Raw genomic sequence first — 20,739 nt, 5'->3', positions numbered from 1 at the left:
TCAAGCAAGCGCCACGGCGCATGTTCGACAAAAGTTTTAGGGCGGCAAATTGACACGCCGCCTACAAGGCTTTTACCCTAGCGAACAGCGATTGTAAATTGGTATTACCAATTATCCAAGAACGCTGACCAGTGCCTGACCAACAACAATTAGGGGCCACCCCATATGCAAACCTGGCAACAGCTCTATACCCCGCTCGGCAGCCTCGGCCTTTCCGCGCTCGCAGCCGTTATTCCCATCGTGTTTTTCTTCCTGGCGTTGGCCGTGTTCCGGCTCAAAGGGCACGTGGCCGGCAGCATTACGCTGGTGCTGTCCATCGCCGTGGCCATCTTCGCCTTCCAGATGCCGGTCGACATGGCATTTGCCGCCGCCGGGTATGGCTTCGCTTACGGCTTGTGGCCGATCGCATGGATCATCGTCGCCGCCGTGTTCCTGTACAAACTGACGGTCAAGAGCGGTCAGTTCGAAGTGATTCGCAGCTCCGTCCTGTCGATCACCGACGACCAGCGTTTGCAGGTGCTGCTGATCGGCTTCTGCTTCGGTGCGTTCCTTGAAGGCGCAGCCGGTTTCGGTGCGCCGGTAGCGATTACCGCCGCTCTCCTCGTAGGGCTTGGCTTCAACCCGCTTTACGCCGCAGGCCTGTGCCTGATCGCCAACACCGCGCCAGTGGCATTCGGTGCACTGGGGATCCCGATCATCGTGGCCGGGCAAGTAACCGGTATCGACGCGTTTAAGATCGGCGCCATGACCGGTCGCCAATTGCCACTGCTGTCGCTATTCGTGCCGTTCTGGCTAGTGTTCATGATGGACGGCCTGCGCGGCGTGCGGGAAACCTGGCCGGCTGCGCTGGTCGCAGGATTGAGCTTCGCCGTCACCCAATACTTCACCTCGAACTTCATTGGCCCGGAACTGCCAGACATCACCTCGGCCCTGGCCAGCCTGATTTCTCTGACACTGTTCCTGAAAGTCTGGCAGCCGAAACGCGCTGCCGGCCAACACATCGCTGGCGCGGTCTCGGCTTCCGTTGTGACTGCCAGCGCCGGTGGTTTCGGCCAGCCGCGCACAACCGTGGCTTCGCCTTACAGCCTCGGTGAAATATTCAAAGCCTGGTCGCCGTTCCTGGTCCTCACTGTATTGGTCACCATTTGGACCCTGAAACCGTTCAAGGCGATGTTTGCCGCCGGCGGTTCGATGTACAGCTGGGTGTTCAACTTCGCCATTCCGCACCTGGACCAGATGGTGATCAAAGTCGCACCGATCGTGACCGCCCCGACCGCCATCCCGGCGGTGTTCAAACTCGATCCGATTTCCGCGACCGGCACGGCGATTTTCTTCTCCGCACTGATCTCGATGCTGGTGCTGAAGATCAATATAAAAACTGGTCTGACCACTTTGAGAGAGACGTTCTACGAGCTGCGCTGGCCGATTCTTTCCATCGGTATGGTGTTGGCGTTTGCCTTCGTCACCAACTACTCGGGCATGTCGTCGACCATGGCTCTGGTATTGGCAGGCACCGGCGCGGCGTTCCCGTTCTTCTCGCCGTTCCTCGGCTGGCTGGGTGTATTCCTGACCGGTTCCGATACCTCGTCCAACGCACTGTTCAGCTCGTTGCAAGCGACCACCGCGCACCAGATTGGTGTGAACGATGTGTTGCTGGTGGCGGCGAACACCAGCGGTGGCGTGACCGGCAAGATGATCTCGCCACAATCGATCGCCGTGGCCTGCGCCGCGACCGGTCTGGTCGGCAAGGAATCGGACTTGTTCCGCTTCACCCTCAAGCACAGCCTGTTCTTCGCAACCATCGTCGGCCTGATCACGTTGGCTCAGGCCTACTGGTTCACCGGCATGCTGGTGCACTAAGTACTACAAGAAAAAACGCAAAAACCGACGCCGGACCACGATTCCGGCGTCAGTTATTCACAACCCGGTCTGTAAGGCTGCTGAAAGCATCACTCTCTATATTCAGCAGCCTCAGCGGACGGATAACCGGGCCCACCCGGAGACACGCCTGATGAGCGAGCTTTTTTACAACGCCGTGCCGAACGCGACCCGCGTCGCCCCGCCACTGCCTGAGCCTCGGCAATATCCCAGCGAAAAACCGAAACGGGTCTACCTGTTCGGCACCTGCGTGGTTGATCTGTTCTACCCGGAAGCCGGGATGGATGCGATTCACCTGCTGGAACGCGAAGGCATTCGTGTCGAGTACCCGCAAGGGCAAAGCTGCTGCGGGCAACCGGCCTACACCTCCGGTTACACCGAACAGGCCCGGACCGTGGCGCGGGCGCAACTGGCGCTGTTCGCCGGAGACTATCCGGTGGTGGTGCCATCGGGATCGTGTGCCGGCATGCTGCGCGAGCACTACGCCGACTTGTTCAAGGACGAGCCGCAAACACTGAAACAGGTTCAGGCGCTGGCAGCCCGGACTTATGAGTTGGCCGAATTCCTGTTGTTCGTCTGCAAAGTGCAGCTCAAGGACAGCGGCGAACCGGTCAAAGTGGCGTTGCACACTTCGTGCTCGGCACGTCGTGAAATGAACACCCACTTGCACGGCCGCGAGTTGTTGGCGCAGCTGGGGAATGTGGAGCGAGTCGACCACAGCCATGAAAGTGAATGCTGTGGCTTCGGTGGGACTTTCAGCGTCCGTATGCCAGACATTTCTGGCGCGATGGTGGCTGACAAGACCCGGGCGTTGAAGGAATCCGGTGCGCACAAGGTACTCAGTGCCGACTGCGGTTGCCTGATGAACATCAACGGCTCGCTGGAAAAACAGAAGGAAGCGTTGCGCGGCCAGCACCTGGCCAGTTTCCTTTGGCAGCGAACCGGAGGTGTTCAATGAACGCTTCCGCGATTATTCCTACGGTTGCCGTAGAAGAAGATTTCCGCACCCGTGCGCACAACGCGTTGGGTGACAAGCAACTGCGAAACAACTTTCGCACTGCGATGGACTCACTGATGACAAAACGGGCAGCGTCCTTCAGCGATGCCCACGAAAGAGAACATTTGCGAGTGCTGGGCAATGCCGTCCGCGCCCGTGCGTTATCGAAGTTGCCCGACCTGCTCGAGCAACTTGAACAGAACCTGACCCGCAACGGTGTGACAGTGCACTGGGCGGAAACGGTGGACGAAGCCAATGGCATCGTCCTCTCGATCATCCGCGCTCACGAGGGGCGGCAAGTGATCAAGGGCAAATCGATGGTCAGTGAAGAAATGGAGATGAACCATTTCCTCGCTGATCGGGGCATTGAATGCCTGGAATCGGACATGGGCGAGTACATCGTCCAGCTCGACCACGAGAAGCCTTCACACATTATTATGCCGGCGATCCACAAGAATGCCGGTCAGGTCGCGTCCTTGTTCCACGACAAACTTGGCGTGGAGTACACCAAGGACGTTGACCAACTCATTCAGATCGGTCGCAAAGTCTTGCGGCAGAAATTCTTCGAAGCGGACATCGGCGTTTCCGGCGTCAACTTCGCCGTGGCCGAAACCGGCACCCTGCTGCTGGTGGAAAACGAAGGCAACGGGCGCATGACCACCACGGTGCCGCCCGTGCACATCGCCGTCACCGGCATCGAAAAAGTCGTGGAAAACCTGCGTGACGTAGTACCGCTGTTGTCGCTGCTGACCCGCTCAGCCCTCGGCCAGCCGATCACCACCTACGTCAACATGATCTCCGGCCCGCGTCAGGCCCATGAACTCGACGGTCCGCAGGAAGTGCATCTGGTGCTGCTGGACAACGGTCGCAGCCAGGCCTTCGCCGACAGTGAATTGCGCCAGACCCTGAACTGCATCCGCTGCGGCGCCTGTATGAATCATTGCCCGGTCTACACTCGAATTGGCGGTCACGCCTATGGGGAGGTTTACCCTGGGCCTATCGGAAAAATCATCACCCCGCACATGGTCGGCCTGGCGAATGTCCCGGACCACCCGAGTGCGTCATCGCTGTGTGGGGCTTGCGGCGAAGTCTGCCCGGTAAAAATTCCTATCCCCGCATTGCTGCGTCGCCTGCGGGAAGAGAACGTCAAAGCCCCGGACAGTCCGCATCAAGTGATGCGCGGCCAGGGCAGCAAGTATTCGCGCAAGGAGCGTTTTATCTGGAATGCCTGGGCGAAACTCCACAGCTCGCCAACGCTGTATCGGCTGTTCGGCTTTGTCGCCACGCGTTTGCGCGCCCTCGCGCCGAGCAACGTCGGCCCCTGGACACAAAACCACAGCGCGCCGAAACCCGCCGCTCGCTCACTGCACGACATGGCCCGCGAGCATCTGGCCAAACAGGAAGACCGCTGATGAGCGCCAAGCAAAATATTCTCGCCAAACTACGGAAAAGTCTGACCGGCACCACGCCCGTGCCTGACGAGTTCAACGTCGAATTGGTGACCGCGCCCTACACCTACGCGCCCGAGCAACGCATTCCGCAGCTGCGCAAACTGATGGAAGCGGTGCACACGGAAATCCACCTGACGTCCGCCGAAGCCTGGCCTTCGTTGTTAGCGCAGTTGCTGCGGGATCGTCAGTTGCCGAGCCTGTTGATCGCGCCGACGACGCCGCACGGTCAACGAGTCTCTCAGCACTGGGCGAAAAATCCTGGTTTGCCGACGCTTAAGTCCTACGACCGTCCGGTGGAAGAGTGGAAAGCCGAGCTGTTCAACGACACCCCGGCCAGCCTCACCACCACCCTCGGCGCAATCGCCGCCACAGGTAGTTTGATTCTCTGGCCGACGCGGGAAGAACCCCGCCTGATGAGCCTTGTGCCGCCAGTGCATTTCGCCCTGCTCAAGGCCAGTGAAATCCGCGACAACTTCTATCAGGTGCAGCAGGAGTTCGAGTGGGCGCAAGGCATGCCGACCAACGCGCTGTTGGTGTCCGGCCCATCGAAAACGGCCGACATCGAGCAAGTCCTGGCTTACGGTGCCCATGGCCCGAAAGACCTGGTGGTTTTGATTCTGGAGGACCAATGACTCTACCGGCGGCTTTCCTGCGAGATGCACAGCAACTGATCCCCCAAGAACGACGCTTCGACGACCCGCTGTCGACATTGGCGTTCGGCACCGATGCCAGTTTCTATCGATTGATTCCGCAGCTGGTCATTCGTGTCGAGTCTGAAGATGAAGTGGCGGCGCTGCTGAAACTGGCACAACGGGATCAGGTTCCGGTGACCTTCCGTGCCGCCGGCACCAGCCTGTCCGGCCAGGCCATCAGCGATTCGGTGCTGATCGTACTTGGGGATAACTGGAACGGGCGCGAGATCCGCGGGCAAGGCACGCAAATCCGTCTGCAACCGGGCGTCATCGGCGCACAGGCCAACGCATGGCTGGCGCCATTCGGACGCAAGATCGGTCCTGACCCAGCCTCGATCAACGCCTGTAAAATCGGCGGTATCGTCGCCAACAACGCCAGCGGCATGTGCTGCGGCACGGCGCAAAACACTTATCACACGCTGGCTGGTATTCGCCTGGTGCTCGCCGACGGCAGCCGTCTCGACACCGAGGATGCGGCGAGTGTCGCGGCGTTTCGTGAGAGCCACGCCGCATTGCTTGAGCGCTTAGCGACACTGGGCCGCGAGACCCGCGCCAATTCCGAATTGGCCGCAAAAATCCGCCACAAATACCGTCTGAAAAATACCACCGGCCTGTCACTCAACGCCTTGGTGGATTACGACGAGCCTGTGGATATCTTGAGCCACTTGCTCGTAGGTTCGGAAGGCACGCTCGGATTCATCAGCGCGGTGACCTACGACACGGTGATCGACCACCCGAACAAGGCCTCGGCGCTAATCGTGTTCCCGGATGTGGAAACCTGCTGCAACGCCGTCACCGTGCTGAAAAGCCAACCGGTGTCCGCCGTGGAACTGCTCGACCGCCGCAGTCTGCGTTCAGTGCAGAACAAACCCGGCATGCCAGATTTCGTGCAGCATCTGTCGAACAATGCCTGCGCCCTGCTGATCGAATCCCGCGCCGCGTCCTCGACTTTGTTGCACGAGCAACTGGCGCGCATCATGGCGTCGCTGACGTCGTTCCCAGTGGAAAAACAGGTCGACTTCACCGAAGACCCCATCGAAAACGCCCGCCTCTGGGCCATTCGCAAGGACACCTTCCCTGCGGTCGGCGCGGTGCGTAAAACCGGCACTACGGTGATCATCGAAGACGTGACCTTCCCGGTGGAACAACTGGCCATCGGTGTGAATCGTCTGATCGAGTTGTTCGACAGGCATCACTACGACGAAGCGATCCTTTTCGGACACGCGCTGGAAGGTAATCTGCACTTCGTCTTCACCCAAGGCTTCAACAACCCGGAAGAAGTCGCACGCTATCAGGCGTTCATGGACGACGTGGCGCAGTTGGTCGCGGTGGAGTTCGGCGGTTCGCTGAAAGCCGAGCACGGCACCGGCCGCAACATGGCGCCGTTCGTTGAGCTCGAATGGGGCAGCGATGCCTACCAGTTGATGTGGCAGCTCAAACGCCTGCTCGACCCCAACGGCATTCTCAATCCGGACGTGGTGCTCAGCGACGATCCGCAGATTCACCTCAAACACCTGAAGCCGTTGCCGGCCGCCGACGAGATTGTGGATAAGTGCATCGAGTGCGGTTTTTGTGAGCCGGTCTGCCCGTCGAAAGGCCTGACCCTGAGCCCGCGCCAGCGCATCGTGATCTGGCGAGATATTCAGGCAAAAAAACGCGCCGGCGTGGACACCACTGAACTCGAAGCCGCTTACGAATACCAAGGCATCGACACCTGCGCCGCGACCGGGTTATGCGCACAACGTTGCCCTGTAGGAATCAACACTGGCGAGCTGGTGAAAAAGCTTCGCAGCCGTAACGCGACGCATACGAAAACCGCCAACTGGCTGGAAGGCAACTTCGCCACCGCGCTGCAAGGCGCCCGTTTCACCCTGCACGTGGCCAACGGCGCGCGGATGCTGCTGGGGGCGCCACGTCTGGCGAAGCTTTCGGCAACGCTGACGAAGTTGTCCAAGGGCCAGGTCCCACAATGGACCAACGCCATGCCGCAGCCGGAAAAAGCCATTCGCTTCAGCCCGAGCGTGTCGGATGAGCGCCCTCGCGTGGTGTATCTGGCGGCGTGCGTCTCGCGGGTCATGGGGCCGGCGGCCGGTGATAACGAGCAAATGTCGCTGTACGACAAAACCCGTGGGCTGCTGGAAAAAGCCGGCTACCAGGTCGTCTGTCCAGACAATCAGGACAGCCTCTGCTGCGGCCAGCCGTTCGCCTCCAAGGGCTACGCCGAACAAGCCGAACACAAACGCCAGGAACTGATTGGCGCATTGCTGCACGCCAGCCGTGGCGGGCTCGATCCGATTTACTGCGACACCAGCCCCTGCACCTTGCGCCTGGTTCAGGACCTGGGAGATGTTCGACTGGACCTGTACGACCCGGTGCGTTTCATCCGTACGCATTTGATGGATCGTCTCGATTTCACGCCGCAGGAAGCGCCCATCGCGGTGCACGTCACGTGCAGCACTCAGCACCTTGGGGAAAGCCAGGCGCTGATCGATCTGGCGCGCAAGTGCAGCAAAAACGTGGTGATTCCCGAAGGCATTCACTGTTGCGGATTTGCCGGGGACAAGGGATTCACTACGCCGGAATTGAACGCTCATTCGTTAAGAACGCTCAAGGACGCGGTTCGGCAATGCAGCGAGGGGATTTCTACCAGCCGCACGTGTGAGATAGGTCTGACGCAACACGGCGGAATTGACTACCACGGGCTAGTCTATCTGGTGGACCGCGTTACCAAGGCCAGGGTGACCTGAAAGCAAGACCTCAAAGAAGGCAAATTTGTGCGCCTTTTTAATGCTTCTTGCCGGAATCGACAGCGCTATCGTAGAAAAATAGAACCCTGCCATGTTGCCGCAGTCCACTGATCAAGTCCCGCAAGCGTGGGACTTTCCCCATACTCGGCAGCCCGTCCTGATGGTCAGCGATACCTGGACCTTCAGTTCAAGGAGATACACATGAAACGTTCTGTACTGTTTGGTTTGTTCGTTACTGCCTCACTGATGGCATCCACCTCGTTTGCCGCCGAAGACCTCTGTGCGCTCAACTTGAAAACCATCGAAAATGCCAAAGCACAAATCCCTTCGGAGATGACTGACCAGGTAATGGACAGCGTCAAGCAAGCCAAAGCCGATCAGGCAAAAGGCACCAAGGAAGGGACTGATGATTGCATATCCGAGACCACCCGAACGATCCAAGACATCAAGAACGCGAACAAAGGCGGGAAGTAACTCAGTTCAGGGCCAACCTTCGGGTTGGCCTTCCGCCCCCCGGCGCCACCCAATATGAAGCAAACCAAAACCCGCCAGGTGCGGGTTTTGGTGCATCTGCAGTTTGGTCATGTGTGAGCCGCCTGCGTCACTGAGTAATAAGCTCGACACCATGCCCAAAACCGCGGAAGGCGCGAGCGCTACGGCGATCAGCCTTGCCCTTGAAAAGGCCGTCCGCGAAAAGGGGCAATCTCGTCCGCTTTTAATGCCATCGTTTCTGTTAAAAAATTTTTCCACCGCCTTTTTTGCAGAAACCGAATTCCTGCGCAGCGTCGTAGTCTTTTAAGTAGGCCTCATCAATCGCGGCTTAATTTCCGACCTCGGCCGAGCCACACGCTCATACGGCAGCACCGAGACCATCAGTTCAAGGAGATATCCATGAAACGTACCGCACTCGCCGGTCTGTTCATTTCTGCTGCAATGTTGGCCGCCCCCGTATTTGCTGCGGATAACAACCTCTGTACGAGCAAGCTGCAAGAGCTCAAAAGCAAAGTGAATTCACTGCCGGCGAGCTCCAGCAACACCGCAATGGAGATCAAAAGACTGATGTCCAGCGCCGAAGCGTCCCAAGCGTCCGGGGATGACAAAAAATGCGTCACCGAGGCCACCCAGGCATCGGCACTCGCTGACAAACAGCGCAACGAACCCAACCCATAATCTGTGGTGGGCAACCTTCGGGTTGGCCTTCTGAGCTGCGTTGGCGTACACTGCGCAGGCTTGTTGCTCACTTGGATTCACAGAGCAACAGGCTCGGGGCCGTTTAGGATTCGACGCCGGTTGCGAAACTTTAGGTGCATGCCGAGTTGGTAACAGAACTCGTAAATCCACTGTTGCAACTTCTTATAGTTGCCAATGACGAAACCTACGGGGAATACGCTCTCGCTGCGTAAGCAGCCTTAGCCCTTCCCTCCTGGTACCTTCGGGTCCAGCAATCATCAGGGGATGTCTGTAAACCCAAAGTGATTGTCATATAGAACAGAATCGCCGTGCAGTACGTTGTGGACGAAGCGGCTAAAACTTACACAACTCGCCCAAAGCACCCTGCCCGTCGGGTCGCTGAGGGTTAACTTAATAGACACGGCTACGCATGTAGTACCGACAGCGGAGTACTGGCGGACGGGGGTTCAAATCCCCCCGGCTCCACCAAATACGAAGCAAGACAAAACCCGCCAAAAGCGGGTTTTGTTGCATCTGGAGGTTGGTATTGAGAGGGCCCCCGGCACTCGATAAAACGAGTCGACAGAAACACCGCTCGTTCCTACAGATGCCCGGTCAAACGACTTTCAACTCCACCGCCACATGCCCCCGCGTCATGCGCGAATATGGGCAGATCTGATGCGCCGCCTCCGCCAGTTCTCTTTTAACGCCCTCCTCCAGGCCAGGAATATTGACGTGCAATCTGACCGCCAACTGAAAATCCCCGCCATTGGTTTTGCCCAGATCAACCTCGGCATCCACCGACGTATCCTCCGGTAATTTGACGTTCAATTTACCGGCCGCCACCTGGATCGCGCCGATAAAGCAGGCTGAATAACCGAGTGCAAACAGTTGCTCCGGGTTAGTCCCCGGTTTGCCCGAGCCGGGGGAGCTGAATTTCACGTCGAGCTCGCCATCGCTTGATTTGCCGGTGCCGGTTCGGCCGCCGACGGTGTGGGTTTTTGCGGTGTACAGAACGGTTTCCAATGCAGTGCTCATGACAGTAACTCCTGATAGGTGGGGGTTGTTGATCAGTCGCCGAGGGTGCCGGTGTGATGCGCCAGGCGTTTTTCAATATCCGCATTATTCTGCAAGCCAAGCTCCATCAATTGTTTGATCCGTCGCTGCGCCGCCGGGCGTTTCACCGAGCCGATGAACCCGTCCCATTCCGCTGCGATGGCCTCGTTGGGTGGCAAACTCGAGGCATCGACCAGACGTTTGATCTCGGTGATCGACTGTTTGTCGAACCGGGCAATACGGCGGGCCATGGTGTCGACGAACGCGTCGAGTTCGGCATCGGGTAGCGCACGATTGACGTAGCCATAGCGTTCAGCCAGGCCGCCATCGATATCGTTACCGGTGAGCAACACTTCCAATGCTCGCCCACGCCCCATCAACCGCGGCAATCGAGCCATGGGGCCACCACCTGGCACCAGCGCGGCGCCGATCTCCCATTGCGAGAGAATGGCCTTTTCGCGACTGGCAAAGCGCATGTCGCTGGCCAGCGACAACTCACTGCCAACGCCGGTGGCGCGACCGCGAATAGATACGATCGAGACAACGGGTGCCTTGCTCAATCGCACCAGCATGTCGGGCAGCGGCGGAAGCCCGGTAGGGCCGTTGGGCAGACTCGTCGTGTCCGTCAGTGGCGGCACGAAGTCATAGTGGGTGAGGAAAAAATCCGGAACATCGCTGTCGAACACCACCACTTTGACCTTCGGGTCGGTCTCGAGCGCGGTAATGACCTCGTCCAATTGCGGCATGGTTTCCGGGCCATAGATGTTGTACGGCGGATTATGGAACGTAACGCGCCAGTACTCGGGCGTGACGCGCGTGAGTTTGATCTCCTGTTTGACGGCGGGCGTGGCTGATTTCGAGGGGGTGGCTGGGGCCGTCTCGCTGGCGAAGGTCATGCTGGCCGTCGCCATACCAGCGAACATGAGCGCAACACTGAGCAACTGAAGTTTCATGGGGTATCTCCAGAGCGCTATCGAAAGACAGGTGTCGGAGATATCGCCAGGAGTCGATGGGAGGTAGGGGCGGGGGACGGCTTGATCGATCGAGTGACACTCGCATCAAGAGGTGGCCCGGAACAGATCGTCTGTCGTCGGCAGCTCCGAATGAACAAGGTTAGCAGCGCACCTTGACCTTTCAAGTGACGTCAGTCGGAAGCCATCAGGGCGAAAAAAAGGCACTTGGCGATGATCGCCAGTGCCTTTTTTTGCCTGAATGATTGATATCGGTTCACTTGATTGCTCCCGCGCCGCTTGACGAAATCACTCGCTTCGCCTCAGGATCGCGCCGCTAAATATCAAATCGCCACCACTCACCTTTAACGCCCACCCAATCGTTCTGGATATGGAAATTCAATGAAAAATCCAAAGTTCTTGCTCTCCCTTTCATGCCTCCTGGCCGCGTCTCTTCTGAGCGGTTGCGCAGCATCGGTAAAGAGTGGCGGCACTGGAGCACTGGCGATCCAGGAGTCTGCGAAACAAAACCTGGTGGTCAATTTCAAAGGGAACAGCAAGGTCCAGCAAAATGAAGACTGGCCCCTTTTGCAGCGTGACTGGAATGAGGCTCTGCAAACAGAAGCCACTCGTGCCGGCTACGGCCTCACAGAGGCTCAGACTTCGAGTTCAAACACCAAGGATGGCGTCGGCATCACCATCAACGTGAGCAACTTCCGCTACCTGACGACCGGGTCACGTGTTGCCGCTGGCATTATGGTGGGTAACGCCTGGGTCAATTCCAGTGCCGATTTTTCTGACTTGAAATCGGGGAGCCTGATTGGCACTCGAACCTATGACACGTCATCGACAGCATGGGAAGGTGTGATGTCGGCCATGACCAAAAAGCAGGTTCAGGCGATTGCGCAGCAAATCATCAGCGACATCAAGAGTGCGAAAGCCAAGTAATCTGGCTCGTAAAGGTTCTTGCTGCGCAGACTGAACAAAGCCGTAAAGCGTCGAGAAATCGAAGCTTCACGGCTTTTTTGATTGCCCGCTGAAAATCCCCACCAGCGGTTTTGCTTAAACCCACTTCGGCGTCCACCGACGTGTCTAGCGGTAATTGACGTTTTACCGAGTCGCCGCGCCGCCACCGAGGTCGCGGCGCGTGTCGAACAGATCGATTTCAAGAACGACTCTAATACCGTCAAGCGCTCCGACTCGATCAAAGGCCAGCTCACCACGCAATACCGTCTGAGCGCAAAAGCGGGCCAGATCCTGACCGTCGACCTCGAACCGTCCAACACTTGCGCTGACTTCAACATCACCGCCAAAGGTGCCGACTTTGCGCTGTTCAACAGCTCGGTCATGGGCATTCACTTTGAGGTAAAAAGCGAGCTGGTGGGCGGCAATCAACAAGAGCCTGTTTCTAAGAGATGTTTGTTCAACGAACGATCAAGGTTGAACATCTTTTATTGTTTCCCGCCGCAGTGGGCAACCCGAGGCTGGCTGCACCACAGTTTCGCTTTCAACGGTTTGAATCACACGTCCTTCAGCGTCCTTGATAACGGCGACCGTCTTGCTACAGGTGCCTTTGCACCGCACAGCCGCTCAACACGAACACCGCCACCAAGATAGAGCCGCACTGGATAATTTTCAGCGCGCACCGGGAGGACGACGCGCGGCACAGATGAATTTTTCTTCACCCCCTCGCGCCCCGGCAACCGGTACATTGCGCTCGCTCATTCAAGAAACTACGGTTTGCCCGCCCTCCCGCGGGCTTTTTTTTGCCCGTTTTCCGGCAAATCCGTCCATCTGACACAAATCACTCCCCCGACTCCCATAGGGTGTACCATCAAAGCCAGTCCTTCGGATATCAGTTAGCCATGTCCACGCTTAGCGAAGAGAGCCGTCAGATCGTAGCTTCTCTGACGCACCGCGTTGGCCCCAACGCTGACGTTGCAACCGTCGCAGAAGCGATCGCTACAATATTGCAGGCCATGGATGCGGCTCTCTAGCCCATCATCGGCCAGCATGGGGTTATTGCGCTTTATCGCCGCAGCCTTCATCTGTGCGTTGCCAACCATCCCCATCTGGCCGGCACTTATGACAGTGTGCAGGCCTTCCCGGACCTGTCCGCCCTCAAGTCTGTACTCATTGAGCAAAGCGAAGCCGATGCGTTGTTTTTCGGTGAAGTGTTGCTGACAACCTTTTACGAGTTACTGACCACGCTGATCGGGCCCTCGCTCACCGCGCGTTTGCTTCGTGGCGTGTGGGAACCTTCTTTGAGCGACACCCCTTCGCAGGAAAATTCGCCATGAGCACCAAAGTGACTATCAACCGCCTGGCCACCGGTGTGCCAGGACTGGACGAGGTGCTGGGCGGAGGTTTGCCGGAGTTTTCGTTCAACCTGATCGCCGGCCCCCCAGGCTGCGGCAAAACCACCCTCGCGCATCAGATGATGTTTGCCCTGGCGACGCCCGAGCGTCCGGCGCTGTTCTTTACAGTGCTTGGCGAGCCGCCGCTGAAGATGCTGCGTTATCAGCAGCAATTCGACTTTTTCGACAGCGAAGCGATCAATCAGTCGATCCGCTACATCAACCTGGCCGACGACACCCTCGCCGGGAATCTGGATGAAGTGCTGCGGCGCATTGTCAGCGCGGTGGAGGCGCACGCCCCGGCGCTGGTGTTCGTCGACTCCTTCCGCTCCGTAGTGCTGGCGAGCCAGACTCAGGACAACCCGAACAACAACCTGCCGCAGTTCGTTCAACAACTGGGCATGTTGATGACCACTTGGCAGGCGACCACCTTCCTGATTGGCGAATATTTCACCGAAACCGACACCAACCCGATTTTCACCGTGGCCGACGGCCTGATCTGGCTGCGCCAGAGCGTTCAGCGCAACTCCATGGTGCGCAAGATGGAAATCATGAAGATGCGCGGCCAGCCGACGCTGCCGGGGCTGCACACGTTCCGCATCGCCACGTCGGGGATCAAAGTCTTCGCGCCAGCGGCACTCAACCAGGTTGAAGCGCCGCTGGCGTTCCCGATCAAGCGCCTGAAAATGGGTGTGCCCCAGCTCGACGAGATGCTCGGCGGTGGCCTGCCGCGTGGGTATTCGCTGCTGGTGGCCGGTCCCTCGGGCTCGGGCAAAAGCATACTCGCCGCGACCTTCCTCGCTGAAGGCGCGCGCAATGGCGAAACCGGCGTGATTGCGGTGTTCGAGCAACGGCCCAATCACTCGCAGAACGCCACGCTCTCAGATCTGATTCAAAAGGGACAGATCGGCCTGGTGGACAGCCGCGCACCGGACTTGTCCATCGACGAGATCGTGCAGTTGCTGTTGAGTGAAATCGCCCGACTGAAGGCTACCCGCTTGGTGATCGACTCTTTATCGGGTTTCGAACTGGCGCTGGCCCCGACCTTCCGCGAAGACTTTCGCGAGTCGCTGTCGCGCATGGTCACCGCCCTCACCAGCGCCGGGGTCAGCGTGTTGATGACCTCGGAGCTGGAAGACCGCTACACCGATTTGCGCTTCAGCCCCTATGGCACTGCGTTTCTCACCGACGCGATCATCGTTCAGCGCTACATTGAAGTGCAGAGTCGCCTGTTGCGCATCATGGCCGTGGTCAAAGTGCGGGCCAGCGCCCACTCCGATGAACTGCGCGTGTACCGCATCGATGATAAAGGCTTGCAGATCGGCGAAATGCTGCCGGATCAGGAAGGCCTGCTGGGCGGCCGGCCTACCCGACACCGACTGGGCAACGACCAAGGATGAGTCAAACATCATGAACGAGGCCAAAGGTGGGAACGAGCAAGCGCTGGCGACGGCCGCTCGCGAACTGTTGCTGCTCGGCCAGAAAACCGTCGAAGCGCGCGCGGTGCTGGCGGCGTTGAACAAAGAACTGAGCGACGCCAACACCCAGCTCGTCGATAGCCAACAGGTCGAGCAACTGATCGAGGCCAATCAGCAATTGGTGCTGGCGATTTTGTCGGCGCAATCGGAGGCTGACAGGCCGAAACTCGCGCAGGCAGAACAGCGACTGTACCTGGAGATACGCGAAGCCAACGAGCAATTGGTGATTGCCGCACTGAGCGCAAAACACCTGCAGGTCGCGGCTGAACGCGCGCTGGAACAGCAACGCAAGGTGCTCACGCTGGTGGCCCACGAATTGCGAAATCCGCTGACGCCCATCAGCATGATTGCCGGTCGACTGGTACGAGTGCCCAGTGAGGAATTGCCACGCATGCAGCAGCTGATCGAAGGTCAGGTGCAGCACATGTCTCGGTTGGTGGAAGACTTGCTTGATGTCGCCCGCGCCGACACTGGCAAGTTTCGCCTCGATTGCCGCCTGGTCGATATGGTGCAGATCATCCATGAGGCGATAGACATCTGTGATCCGGTCATGACCGCTCACCATTTGCAATTCAGTGCAGAACTGCCCGAGTGCGCGTTGGCGGTGAACGGCGACCCTTCGCGGCTCACGCAGATTCTCGGCAATCTGCTGGGCAATGCCGCCAAATACACGCCGGCGGGTGGCACGGTCACGCTGTCGGTCACCACCGAAGCCGATCGGCTGAAAATAAGCATTGGCGATAACGGCATCGGTATTTCCCCTGAGACATTGCCGTTTATCTTCGAGCCCTTTGTGCAGGATGTTCATGCGGTGGGCTTCTATGGCGCAGGTCTGGGCATTGGCCTGACGGTGGTTCGTGAGCTGGTCGAAGCGCATGGCGGCAAAGTGATCGGCATGAGCGACGGCACCGGCCAGGGCAGTACCTTCATCGTGACCTTACCGCTGGTGATTTGAATTTTTCGCAAGGCATTCACAATTCGTTAAGCATTCGCGCCGTATGCTCGCCGGATCCCTTCTCGGCAGTCAGACACCATGTCGCGTCCCACCCTTTCATTGTTTCTGCTGGCGGCCCTGCTGTTTTTCTTTGCCTTGGGTAATCACCAACTGCAAGGTTCCACCGAGGCGCGGGTCGCCGGGATTGCCATGCAAATGCACCTGGATAACGACTGGGTGACGCCACGGTTGTTCGGCGAGCCGTTTCTGGAGAAGCCGCCCCTGAGCCTGTGGCTCGACGCCGGGGCCATCCGCGCATTCGGCAGTACACCGTGGGCCGTGCGGCTGGCGTCAGCGGTGGCCGGATTGTTCAGTGTCATGCTGCTGTTCGCGATGCTGCGCCGGTTCGGGCGGCCCAACGCGATTGCCTGGACGGCAGGCATCCTGCTGGCAACCATGGCCAGTTACTGGAGCAACGTGCGCGGCGTTGGCGAAGACGCGTTGCTCGCCCTCGGCGTGAGCATGGCACTGCTCGCATTTTTTCAGGGCCATCGCCAGGCAAACATCGGCAACGCCTTGCTGTTTGCTGCGGGGATTGCCATTGCTACGTTGAGCAAAGGCGTGTTGGGCCTGGCGATGCCGGGCGTGGTGATCTTCGCGTACTTGTTGGCCGAGAGCGTGCTCGACCGGCAGCTGAAAGTTTCGGCCTGGCTACGCCCCGGGCTGCTGACGCTGCTGGGGCTGGTGCCATTGATGATCTGGCTGGCGGTGCTGTATCAGCGCGGCGGCGCACCGGCACTGGCGGAAGTGCTGCTGACCAACAGTGTCGGGCGGTTCAGCGGTTCGTTTGTCGAAGCGGGGCATTACGAACCGTTCTACTACTACCTCGCCAAACTGCCGCAAGCCTTTTTGCCGTGGAACATTCTGGTGTATCTGGGGCTGTGGCATTTCCGCAAAAGCCTGATGGCCAATCGTTACTTGTTGTTCTTCAGCCTGTGGGTGCTGGCGCAATTCGTCATGCTGACGTTGGCGTCGAGCAAGCGCACGGTTTACCTGATGTCCATGACGCCAGCGGCGGCGGTGATTGCGGCGGAGTATGCGAGTGTTCTGTTCGAACGCGCCAAGGCTTACGAAGGCGCCTCTAATCTGTTGGGTCGCCTGGCTCGCCATCGTCAGGGGCTGGCCATGAGCGTATTGGCCGTGGTGATCGGCAGCTACCTCGCGGCCGCGCAATGGGCGCTGCCCCATGCGGATCGCAAACTGTCCTTCCTGCCGCTGACCGAGCAGATTCAGACGATGCAGGCCAACGGGCAGCACGTTGCGTTGTTCCAGGCCAATGAACGCGTGGGCGGTGCGAGCGTGTTCTATACGCAAAGCGTGCTCAAGGGACTGGATACCGAAGCGCAGTTGCATGAGTTTCTGAGCACTTCTGCGTCCAACGTGGCGATCATGGCGGGCGAAACTGAACCGGTGGCGCCCTTGAAAGTGCTGAAAGTGATGCGGGTGGGTCGTCAGGATTACTACTTTGTCGGGCAGTGATACCTGCTCGCGATGGCGGCTTCACTGTCGACAACGATGTCGTCTTCATTTCAGGACATGTCCTACCAAAAACGAAGAAAACGCCCACAGATTTTTAGGGTTGTTGCTCGGAAGCGCGCTCTTTAGTCTTTGCTTGTCACTGAAAACTCAGTGATCGGGTGTGAGATCCCCGGCTCAGCAATTGGAAACGAGCGCCAGTCCCCCCATAATTGCCGCCAGCTATTCGCTGTCCGCAATACTTTATGGCGGCTGTGTGCGGGCAGACCTTGGTCTGGCCGGGTTCCTTTTGCCGGTGATCTCACTCCGCACATAGCTGCCACCTCTTCGCCGAGTGAGATCGGGAATTGATGGCTCCGAATACGAAAGGAACCTTCAGATGGATAAGCTAATCCCTGATCCCCCCACCAACAAACCCTACCGCCCCAGCCCCTTTTTCACGATCCTCCCCGACATCGGCACTGAAAACCTCCTCGCCCATGCCTGCGAGTCACTGGCATCCGCCAGCGTCATGACCAGCGATTTAGCCACCTACCTCAACGGTTCGCAGCGCAACACCGCGCTGGCCATTGCGCAGATCATCATGCTCGCGGAGCTGGCGGTGAACCAGGCACTGGATAACGTTGATCCGCAGGAGTAGGCAGGCATACCGCGTTATCGTTCATCGCTAGCAAGCTTGCTCCTGCATAGCTTCATTGTTGCTCACGGATTGCGCTTACGACCGCAGTCTCCTGTAGGAGCGAGCCTGCTCTTGATGACGGCAGGTCAGTCGATAGCGGTTTTTCAAGCCGCGCTCGCCCATAAAACGCCAACGCTGTCAGCAAACACGCCAGCCACACGAAGATCCCGGCCCAGAACGTGTGGGACATGTAGTGCCAGCCTTGCAAAACCCGCGTCGTGCCGTAGACAAAACCGAGCAGCAGCGAGCCGTACATCAGCGCTTTCGAATAGCGCCAGCGGTAACGGCGCGCGACGAAGTACAGCGCGAGCATGGTGAACCCGCCCGATGCATGCCCGCCCGGCCAGCAGCGGCCATCGCCGGCTTCCCTGAACAACTGGAAATTGTTGTACCACTCCATGTGGGCAATTTTCCCACCGTACAGGGTCGTTTCAATCGGGCAATACACGCTGGTGTGCGCCTTGAGGAAATGGATCACGCCCGTGGAAATGGCAAACGCAACCACCACAAACAGAAAATCCCGCCGATGGTTATTGGCAAACCGCAGCACAGGTGCAGCTTTGCTGCGCTCAAGGAAGCGCCCGAGACGCGGATGCTTTGACGTGTTGATCAGCGGCCAGACAAACGACAATATCGCGCCGATCAAGGCGACTTCACCGGTCCAGTTCGGAATGATCCGCGCCCATTTGTGCGTGAGCTTTTCAAAGAAGTGCACCTGGTCGAGCGGAAAGCTCTGCGTGACCGGATCGAAAAAAAGATTGCTGAACGCAATATCGATGGTGGTCATGTCGAACAGCAGGAACACCAACGCCGCGCAAACCAGCGGGATACCAAAATTAAAGCCGTAAAAGCGCATAGCGTTACTCATCGGGTGGTCACCGTGTGCCAGTCGGAAGCTTCAATGAAACCGAGCATTTTCGGTGTTTGTGGTGTGGCGGCGGAGATAAACAAAGAGGCACCGTAACCGAGGGCGGCCGTCGGTAGCTTGAGGTCTTTCTCCATCTGCGCCATGCATTCGCTGTGAGTTACCAGAATCAGATTGCGCCCCGCTACTTTGTGCGCCAAGGCATCACGCAGCATCGTACCCCGGCATTCGATCAACCAGTCCTGATCGAAGCCCACTTTGTTGAACATAAAACTGGCAGTCTGTGCGGTTCGTATCATCGGGCTGTTGTAGATGTCCGCCCGCTCCAGCCCGAGTTGTTCAAACTGCGCGCCGACACTCACCGCGACGCTGCGCGAACGATCCGTGATGCCGTCATTGCCGGTCAGGCACGCGGAGCTGGAATGATCGCAGCGCTCGACATGACGCACCAAAACAATCATCTCGCCCTTCGCCCAGCCGGATAGCAACGCCTGCGCACCGGCCACATTGCCATGGGCCAGGTCCGGCACGGCAGCCGGCCGCAACAGCCAGACGGTCAGCGGAATCACCAGCAGTACCGAGGCCAGCACCACTGCGGTATTTCGATAATGGGACCAGCGGCTCAGATCAATCGAGCGTTTGAACCCGAACAGACTCAGTCTCAATTCCACATCAAGCCGCCTCACCGGCATGCATCACTGACATTCGATGCGGCGAGGGTAGAGAGCCTCGCGTCGGCGGTCGGTGAAACCCATGTGAAAAAAAGCTTAAACCCCGCAAAAATCTTGTTACAGAACGGCCTGACAAAATCCTTTCAGCTCTCGCAATTGCTGCCGATACAGACCTGCTACACACCCTTGGCTACCAAAAACAACAATCTTCCAGCCAACCGACGACCAAAAGCGCAACGTTCCTGGAGGAATTTGATGAATAGCTGGTTCGGCAACATCAGCGTGAACATGAAACTGGGCCTCGGGTTTGGCCTGGTCCTGGCTCTGACCTGTGTCCTCGCCCTGACCGGCTGGACCAGCCTGGGCAGCCTGATTGACCGCAGCAACTGGATGAGCGACATCACCCAGCTCAATGCCGGCCTGACCAAGCTGCGTGTGGTTCGCCTGCAATACATGCTGACCAACGGCGATGAAACCGCCGCGCAGAACGTCCAGACCACCCTGGATGCGTTTGCCGCTCAGCAACAAGCGTTGCTGGTGAAATTCAAGAGCCCGGAAAACCTCAAGCTGCTCCAGGAGCAAGGCACGCAGATCGAGGCGTACAAAGCATCCCTGAACAAAATGCGCAGCGCCTACCGCGCCGGCAACAGCGCGCGCGACGCCATGGGCGCCAATGCGGAAAACGCGTACTCGCTGATCAACGCCATCAGCACCCGCGTACAGCAAATGCCGTTGAGCGATCAGCGCTTCGAACAATTCCAGGCCATCACCACCGCCAAGGAAGCGTTCATGCTGGCCCGCTACGAAGTGCGCGGCTACACCGCGACCACCAACGCCGATACCGAGCAGAAAGCCATCGGCCAACTCGATGCCGCCATCGCCAGCCTGAAACAACTCAATGCGCAATTCGCCGACACTCAGCTAGACGAGTTGCGCCAGTTGGAAACCGCTTTGGGCAACTACCGCAGCGCCTTGCAGGCCTATAAAGTCGCGAGCAACGATGCCGTGCAGGCACGCAAGGAAATGACCGATCAGGGCGCCGCCATCGTGACCCTGAGTGATCAGCTGTATCAGATCCAGCTCGACCGCCGCGACGCCGAAAGCGACCAGGCGCGCACCCTGCAACTGATCAGCACCTTGCTGGCGTTGTTGGTCGGGATCATTGCCGCCGTCATCATCACCCGTCAGATCACCGGCCCGCTGCGCGACACGCTGGCCGTGGTCGAACGCATCGCCAGCGGCGACCTGTCCCAGGACGTCAAAGTCACTCGCCGCGAT

At 58.6% G+C, this 20,739-nt stretch carries 19 protein-coding genes, 1 other RNA gene and 1 pseudogene; 17 read left to right on the top strand and 4 right to left on the bottom strand.

All coding sequences use genetic code 11. The annotated features are described in order from the left end of the window. Positions 1–165 precede the first annotated feature (165 nt). The 9 genes from ACI77H_RS28155 to ssrA all read left to right on the top strand — a co-directional run bounded on the left by ACI77H_RS28155 (position 166) and on the right by ssrA (position 9,424). A complete protein-coding gene (locus tag ACI77H_RS28155) occupies positions 166–1,860 on the top strand; it encodes a lactate permease LctP family transporter (RefSeq protein ID WP_407015057.1) in 1,695 nt (564 codons plus the stop codon). Between the two features lie 151 nt (positions 1,861–2,011). Further along, a complete protein-coding gene (locus ACI77H_RS28150; protein WP_407015055.1) occupies positions 2,012–2,836 on the top strand; it encodes a (Fe-S)-binding protein in 825 nt (274 codons plus the stop codon). Beyond that, positions 2,833–4,287 carry a LutB/LldF family L-lactate oxidation iron-sulfur protein gene (locus ACI77H_RS28145; RefSeq protein ID WP_407015053.1) on the top strand — a complete coding sequence of 485 codons (1,455 nt, stop codon included), beginning with the start codon at positions 2,833–2,835 and terminating at the stop codon, positions 4,285–4,287. Before ACI77H_RS28150 ends, ACI77H_RS28145 begins: the two co-directional genes overlap by 4 nt. Beyond that, on the top strand, positions 4,287–4,958 hold the full coding sequence (locus ACI77H_RS28140) for a lactate utilization protein C (protein ID WP_407015052.1): 672 nt from the start codon (positions 4,287–4,289) through the stop codon (positions 4,956–4,958). Before ACI77H_RS28145 ends, ACI77H_RS28140 begins: the two co-directional genes overlap by 1 nt. After that, positions 4,955–7,765 carry an FAD-binding and (Fe-S)-binding domain-containing protein gene (locus ACI77H_RS28135; RefSeq protein ID WP_407015050.1) on the top strand — a complete coding sequence of 937 codons (2,811 nt, stop codon included), beginning with the start codon at positions 4,955–4,957 and terminating at the stop codon, positions 7,763–7,765. Before ACI77H_RS28140 ends, ACI77H_RS28135 begins: the two co-directional genes overlap by 4 nt. 201 nt (positions 7,766–7,966) lie before the next feature. Continuing rightward, entirely contained in the window at positions 7,967–8,239 is a 273-nt protein-coding gene (locus tag ACI77H_RS28130; RefSeq protein ID WP_407015049.1) for a hypothetical protein, read from the top strand. A 151-nt stretch (positions 8,240–8,390) separates the two neighbouring features. Further along, positions 8,391–8,564, top strand: a complete 174-nt coding sequence (locus ACI77H_RS28125; protein ID WP_407015048.1) for a hypothetical protein — start codon at positions 8,391–8,393, stop codon at positions 8,562–8,564. A gap of 92 nt (positions 8,565–8,656) precedes the next feature. Continuing rightward, positions 8,657–8,935 carry a hypothetical protein gene (locus tag ACI77H_RS28120; protein WP_407015047.1) on the top strand — a complete coding sequence of 93 codons (279 nt, stop codon included), beginning with the start codon at positions 8,657–8,659 and terminating at the stop codon, positions 8,933–8,935. A gap of 95 nt (positions 8,936–9,030) precedes the next feature. Then, positions 9,031–9,424, top strand: a transfer-messenger RNA (tmRNA) gene (ssrA, locus tag ACI77H_RS28115). 126 nt (positions 9,425–9,550) lie between these two features. Here ssrA and ACI77H_RS28110 read toward each other — a convergent pair. Beyond that, positions 9,551–9,973: an organic hydroperoxide resistance protein gene (locus ACI77H_RS28110; protein ID WP_407015046.1), complete on the bottom strand. Its 423-nt coding sequence runs from the start codon at positions 9,971–9,973 to the stop codon at positions 9,551–9,553. A gap of 32 nt (positions 9,974–10,005) precedes the next feature. Further along, positions 10,006–10,944, bottom strand: coding sequence for an enoyl-CoA hydratase/isomerase family protein (locus ACI77H_RS28105; protein WP_407015045.1), 939 nt, complete (start codon positions 10,942–10,944; stop codon positions 10,006–10,008). A gap of 399 nt (positions 10,945–11,343) precedes the next feature. Here ACI77H_RS28105 and ACI77H_RS28100 point away from each other — a divergent pair, with 399 nt between their 5' ends. From ACI77H_RS28100 to ACI77H_RS28070, 7 genes are all read left to right on the top strand, one after another. Then, positions 11,344–11,889: a hypothetical protein gene (locus tag ACI77H_RS28100; RefSeq protein WP_407015044.1), complete on the top strand. Its 546-nt coding sequence runs from the start codon at positions 11,344–11,346 to the stop codon at positions 11,887–11,889. An 81-nt stretch (positions 11,890–11,970) separates the two neighbouring features. Continuing rightward, entirely contained in the window at positions 11,971–12,558 is a 588-nt protein-coding gene (locus ACI77H_RS28095) for a hypothetical protein (protein WP_407015122.1), read from the top strand. 476 nt (positions 12,559–13,034) lie between these two features. Further along, a complete protein-coding gene (locus tag ACI77H_RS28090) occupies positions 13,035–13,241 on the top strand; it encodes a hypothetical protein (protein ID WP_407015043.1) in 207 nt (68 codons plus the stop codon). Next, positions 13,238–14,698, top strand: coding sequence for an RAD55 family ATPase (locus tag ACI77H_RS28085; protein ID WP_407015042.1), 1,461 nt, complete (start codon positions 13,238–13,240; stop codon positions 14,696–14,698). Before ACI77H_RS28090 ends, ACI77H_RS28085 begins: the two co-directional genes overlap by 4 nt. A 10-nt stretch (positions 14,699–14,708) precedes the next feature. Then, positions 14,709–15,731: a sensor histidine kinase gene (locus ACI77H_RS28080; protein ID WP_407015040.1), complete on the top strand. Its 1,023-nt coding sequence runs from the start codon at positions 14,709–14,711 to the stop codon at positions 15,729–15,731. A 78-nt stretch (positions 15,732–15,809) separates the two neighbouring features. Next, positions 15,810–17,249, top strand: coding sequence for an ArnT family glycosyltransferase (locus tag ACI77H_RS28075; protein ID WP_407015039.1), 1,440 nt, complete (start codon positions 15,810–15,812; stop codon positions 17,247–17,249). A 376-nt stretch (positions 17,250–17,625) separates the two neighbouring features. Beyond that, positions 17,626–17,886, top strand: coding sequence for a DUF6124 family protein (locus ACI77H_RS28070; RefSeq protein ID WP_407015038.1), 261 nt, complete (start codon positions 17,626–17,628; stop codon positions 17,884–17,886). A 52-nt stretch (positions 17,887–17,938) separates the two neighbouring features. Here the strand turns inward: ACI77H_RS28070 and ACI77H_RS28065 are convergent, their stop codons facing one another. Continuing rightward, complete coding sequence (locus tag ACI77H_RS28065) at positions 17,939–18,793, bottom strand: phosphatase PAP2 family protein (RefSeq protein WP_407015037.1); 855 nt, start codon at positions 18,791–18,793, stop codon at positions 17,939–17,941. Continuing rightward, positions 18,790–19,461 carry a histidine phosphatase family protein gene (locus tag ACI77H_RS28060; protein ID WP_407015036.1) on the bottom strand — a complete coding sequence of 224 codons (672 nt, stop codon included), beginning with the start codon at positions 19,459–19,461 and terminating at the stop codon, positions 18,790–18,792. The genes ACI77H_RS28065 and ACI77H_RS28060 overlap by 4 nt, the downstream gene beginning before the upstream one ends. Between ACI77H_RS28060 and ACI77H_RS28055 the strand changes: the two are divergent. Further along, positions 19,399–20,730, top strand: a pseudogene (locus ACI77H_RS28055) (methyl-accepting chemotaxis protein); the annotation flags it as partial. The gene ACI77H_RS28060 and the pseudogene ACI77H_RS28055 sit on opposite strands and share 63 nt — an antisense overlap. Between the last annotated feature and the right edge of the window lie 9 nt (positions 20,731–20,739).

Source organism: Pseudomonas sp. O230 (genome assembly GCF_045447035.1).
Lineage (GTDB): Bacteria > Pseudomonadota > Gammaproteobacteria > Pseudomonadales > Pseudomonadaceae > Aquipseudomonas.
Note: the sequence above shows the minus strand (reverse complement) of the source record. Positions and strands in the feature narration are given on the sequence as shown.